Source organism: Paenibacillus algorifonticola (genome assembly GCF_050481745.1).
In the GTDB taxonomy this organism is placed as follows: Bacteria; Bacillota; Bacilli; order Paenibacillales; family Paenibacillaceae; genus Pristimantibacillus; species Pristimantibacillus algorifonticola_A.
Genome location: NZ_JBCNGR010000077.1, coordinates 1 through 3,801, shown reverse-complemented (window position 1 = coordinate 3,801; position 3,801 = coordinate 1). Strand labels below are relative to the sequence as shown.

Below are 3,801 nucleotides of genomic sequence, written 5' to 3'. Positions count from 1 at the left end.
GACCTATACAGTGAAGTATGAACTACATAAAGCATTTTGGCTTCATGAACCGAAAGAGTATGCCGTGGAACAAAATAAGGTTGTGATTACAACGGAGCCGGGAACCGATTTTTGGCAGCGAACCTATTACGGTTTTCAAAATGATTCTGCCCCCGCGTTGTTGCTAAAAACAGTCGTCCCCTACTTTTCATTTGTTGTGAAGACGGATTTTAATAGTAAGCATCGTTATGATCAGTGCGGCGTAATTGTTTATCAGAACAGTGAAAACTGGTTTAAAGCCTCAATTGAATTTGAAAATGATGAGTATCAACGATTAGGAAGTGTCGTCACCAATCATGGATTTTCGGATTGGGCGACGACGGATATTCCGGCAAATATAAAGGCGATGTATTACCGATTAAGCCGTCGTGAAAGTGATTATTGTATCGAAAATTCATATGACGGAATCACTTATAATCAAATGCGTATCTTTCATTTGTTCGAAGGCGGAGCAGAAATTCAATTTGGCATATATGCTTGCAGTCCGGAGCAATCTTCTTTTGAGGCTGTTTTTAGCGAGTTTGAAATGACAGAATGTTTGTGGAAGACGCATCAATAAAAGCAAAAAATGCCCCGAAATCCATAAGGATTTGGGGCATTTTTTTTGATTGCTTCGGCTGGTGTTGGGGATGCAGTATTACCCTTGCTGATCGCTTGAAGCATGGATTCTTTTTGTTTTTTCACCGATCAAATGTTGTTAAACATCCATATTTCATAGCATAAATAATCAGCTGATCAAGACGTTATTTTAATGCATAAACCAGAGCGAATCGTTGTTAGGGGAAATACAGACCGTCAGCCTTGATTTTTTCAAAATTATATTTGCTCCGATTGAGATGCCCGCAGGCATTACGATGGGGGTGATCGGGGCTCCGTTTTCCAATGACTCGAATGAGCCTTTTGTAACTCTATTTTCTTTCCCCACTTGGGTGATACAATCACTTTATACATCTTAATGCAAAAGAATCCAGGGGGAGCTTATGAATAAACGTAAAAAAAGATTGTTGGATACAGCACTTGTGCTATTTGAGGAATATGGTGTAGCAAATACTTCGATTCAAATGATTTTGGACCAATCAGGCGTATCAAAAGGCACATTTTACAAATTTTTCGGTTCCAAGGACGATTGCATTCTGGCGATTTTGGAACAACGCACACAGGAAGATATGATACTTCGAAAAGATCTGGAATCCTCGAGCTACGCCTCGGATTTCGACTTGCTCGTGGATCAACTTGTAGTTCCGATGTCGATCCCGGAAAAACAGCGTGTTCTTGAACTATTTTGGACAGGCCTATATTCAGGGGAGTTTGATTTGCAACATCTGACTCGAATCCAGTTGAATTGGTTAGCGGGACGACTCACCCAATTATATGGTGAAGAGTTAAAGGCCTATACCTTTGAAGGAGCTATTTTTTGTTTGGGCATGATCCATCAAATTTCGATTATATGGCGGAATTTCCGCCTCGAACAGCCGGATTGGAAAAATTTCGTGCCCAAGGTGCTGAACTATGTCGAAATTTTGATGAGAGCCATGCTAGAGAGGCATGAACATATGATTGATCCTGACAGCCTGGCGTTGATCAACCCCTTATCCAAACCAATCGTGCTGGATAAAGCCAGCTTAGTGACTGAGCTTCAAACTTTCAGTTATTCCATTCATCAAGCGGAAGCAACCACCAAAGCTAAAGAACTTACAAAAGGACTTTTGTCGTTGGTTATAGAGGCTGAGCTCAATATATCGATGTTGGAAGTGGTTTTAAAGGCCTTTCAAATCGAATTTGAGTCCAGCGCCTATCAGAATGAAGCTAGGAAGATTGCCAATGAATGCTGGTGGTATATGGAGCAGAGCAGATCCCATTCGAAATGAACTAAACGGATTGAAAACTAAATTGAACTGATAGTATAAAACAAAAGCCTTAATAAAGAGAATTCCCAAATGGTTCTTACGAATTATTCCAATAAAATGAACGAGTGGTATAATTGTAATGTGATGTATTGAAATGCAAATCAAGGCTTCCGAAAAAGGAACAATGAGCATGCTCGATTTCGAGAATTTATGTAATTAATCCGGAGGTGGCATCTTTATGTACAAAGAATTGATTGCGGTTCATGAAATTTCGCGCTTTCAGTCAAGATCGGAGGAGTTTTTTCCACTCGAATGGTATCGGAAAATGCTGTCCGAACATCCTGTGTATTATCACGAAGGCACCGACACATGGAATGTCTTCAGATATGACGATGTTAAAATGGTATTGAGCAATCATGAATATTTTTCGAGCGAAGGGTCCCGGACAACGATTGTAGTTGGAGCAAAAAACAAGGAGGGAACCCCTCCAGATAAACTGAATATTACAGACATAGACCCACCAAACCATTTAAAGAGGCGCTCCTTGCTATCCGCAGCTTTTACACCCCGCAGCTTAAAAAACTGGGAGCCTCGCATCAACAACATTGCGAAGCAGCTGGTGGAGGACATTGAACCAAATACGACGATTGATATCGTTCAGGCACTGGCAACTCCGCTGCCCGCAATGGTTATGGCTGATTTGCTTGGCATTCCTCTTACGGACAGCACCCTTTTTAAAGGCTGGGTAGACATTTTGTTCCAGCCAGCCGGCGAGGAGAACGCAGAAGAAATTGAATTAAAAAAACAGGCAGCCGCACAGGAATATTATCAATTTTTATACCCTATGGTTGTTCATAAGCGGACACATCCTGGCGAGGATATTATCTCGGATCTTTTGAATGTAGAGGTAGACGGGGAAAGATTCACCGAAGACGAAGTGGTACGGACATCGATGCTTTTGCTCGGAGCAGGGATAGAAACAACGAGCCATACGATTTCCAGCATGTTCTATTCTTTTTTGCATGAAGGCAAACCGTTGTATGAGCAATTAAGAAAAGATCCGAATCTGGCTCCTCAAGTTGTTGAGGAAATGCTGCGCTATCGATTCCACTGCTCCAAACGACATCGTACGGTTAAGCAGGATAACAATCTGTTAGGGGTCGATTTGAAAAAAGGCGACGTTGTCATCTCGTGGATGAGCGCGGCGAATATGGACGAGCGCATGTTTGAAAATCCGTTTGAGCTCAATATTCATCGTGCCAATAACAAAAAGCATTTAACCTTTGGCAATGGCCCTCACTTTTGTCTAGGTGCGCCATTGGCAAGGCTGGAGCTGAACATTGCCTTGAAGGCATTTGTGGAGAAGGTTTCTGGAATTGAAGCGGTTGAATCCTTTGACCTGGAGCATCACCTTACAACTTCCGCTGTAGGACAGTCGTTAACCCATTTGCCGATGAAGATCCTTTAGAGACAAAAGAGACCCAGCCAGGAACATGGCTGAGTCTCTTTTTGTCTTTTTTTTTAAAAGGCTGTTGAATGGTTTGTGATTTACACATTAGGCTCCCGTTCTGCAAACTCTTGTAACATCCCTTTTATTTGTGCTACCAAAACAGCGGGCGCTTTCTTTGGTGAACCTGTGTCAAATGGAGGTTGAGGATCGTATTCTAAGATCAACTGTACGGCTTTGCCTGTATCCTCTCCCAATTCCCATGCTATTAATTGGAGCGCCATATCGATACCAGAGGAAACACCAGCTGCAGTAACCATTTTACCCTGACGAACGACTCTCTCATCTGTAGGTATGGCTCCAAGGGATTGGAGCAGATCGAAGGAGCCCCAATGACTTGTGGCAACGATTCCATTTAGCAAGCCTGCTGCACTCAATATCAATGAGCCGTTGCAAACCGACGTAGTC

4 protein-coding genes are annotated in these 3,801 nt (G+C 42.4%); 3 read left to right on the top strand and 1 reads right to left on the bottom strand.

From position 1 onward, the window contains the following. The first annotated feature begins 10 nt into the window (after nucleotides 1–10). The 3 genes from ABEW34_RS31505 (at nucleotide 11) to ABEW34_RS31495 (ending at nucleotide 3,354) form a co-directional block, all read left to right on the top strand. Nucleotides 11–598: a DUF1349 domain-containing protein gene (locus tag ABEW34_RS31505; RefSeq protein WP_430165708.1), complete on the top strand. Its 588-nt coding sequence runs from the start codon at nucleotides 11–13 to the stop codon at nucleotides 596–598. Nucleotides 599–1,019: 421 nt separating this feature from the next. Beyond that, on the top strand, nucleotides 1,020–1,907 hold the full coding sequence (locus tag ABEW34_RS31500; protein ID WP_430165705.1) for a TetR/AcrR family transcriptional regulator: 888 nt from the start codon (nucleotides 1,020–1,022) through the stop codon (nucleotides 1,905–1,907). A gap of 217 nt (nucleotides 1,908–2,124) precedes the next feature. Beyond that, nucleotides 2,125–3,354, top strand: a complete 1,230-nt coding sequence (locus ABEW34_RS31495) for a cytochrome P450 (protein ID WP_430165702.1) — start codon at nucleotides 2,125–2,127, stop codon at nucleotides 3,352–3,354. Nucleotides 3,355–3,434: 80 nt separating this feature from the next. On the opposite strand, the gene ABEW34_RS31490 is transcribed toward ABEW34_RS31495, so the two are convergent. Beyond that, nucleotides 3,435–3,801: DJ-1/PfpI family protein (locus ABEW34_RS31490; protein WP_430165699.1), on the bottom strand; the 367-nt coding region annotated here is incomplete at its 5' end.

Bases quoted from the DNA above. Each gene is read 5' to 3' on its own strand.
- ABEW34_RS31495 (WP_430165702.1), top strand. From the start codon at position 2,125: ATGTACAAAGAATTGATTGCGGTTCATGAAATTTCGCGCTTTCAGTCA.
- ABEW34_RS31500 (WP_430165705.1), top strand. From the start codon at position 1,020: ATGAATAAACGTAAAAAAAGATTGTTGGATACAGCACTTGTGCTATTT.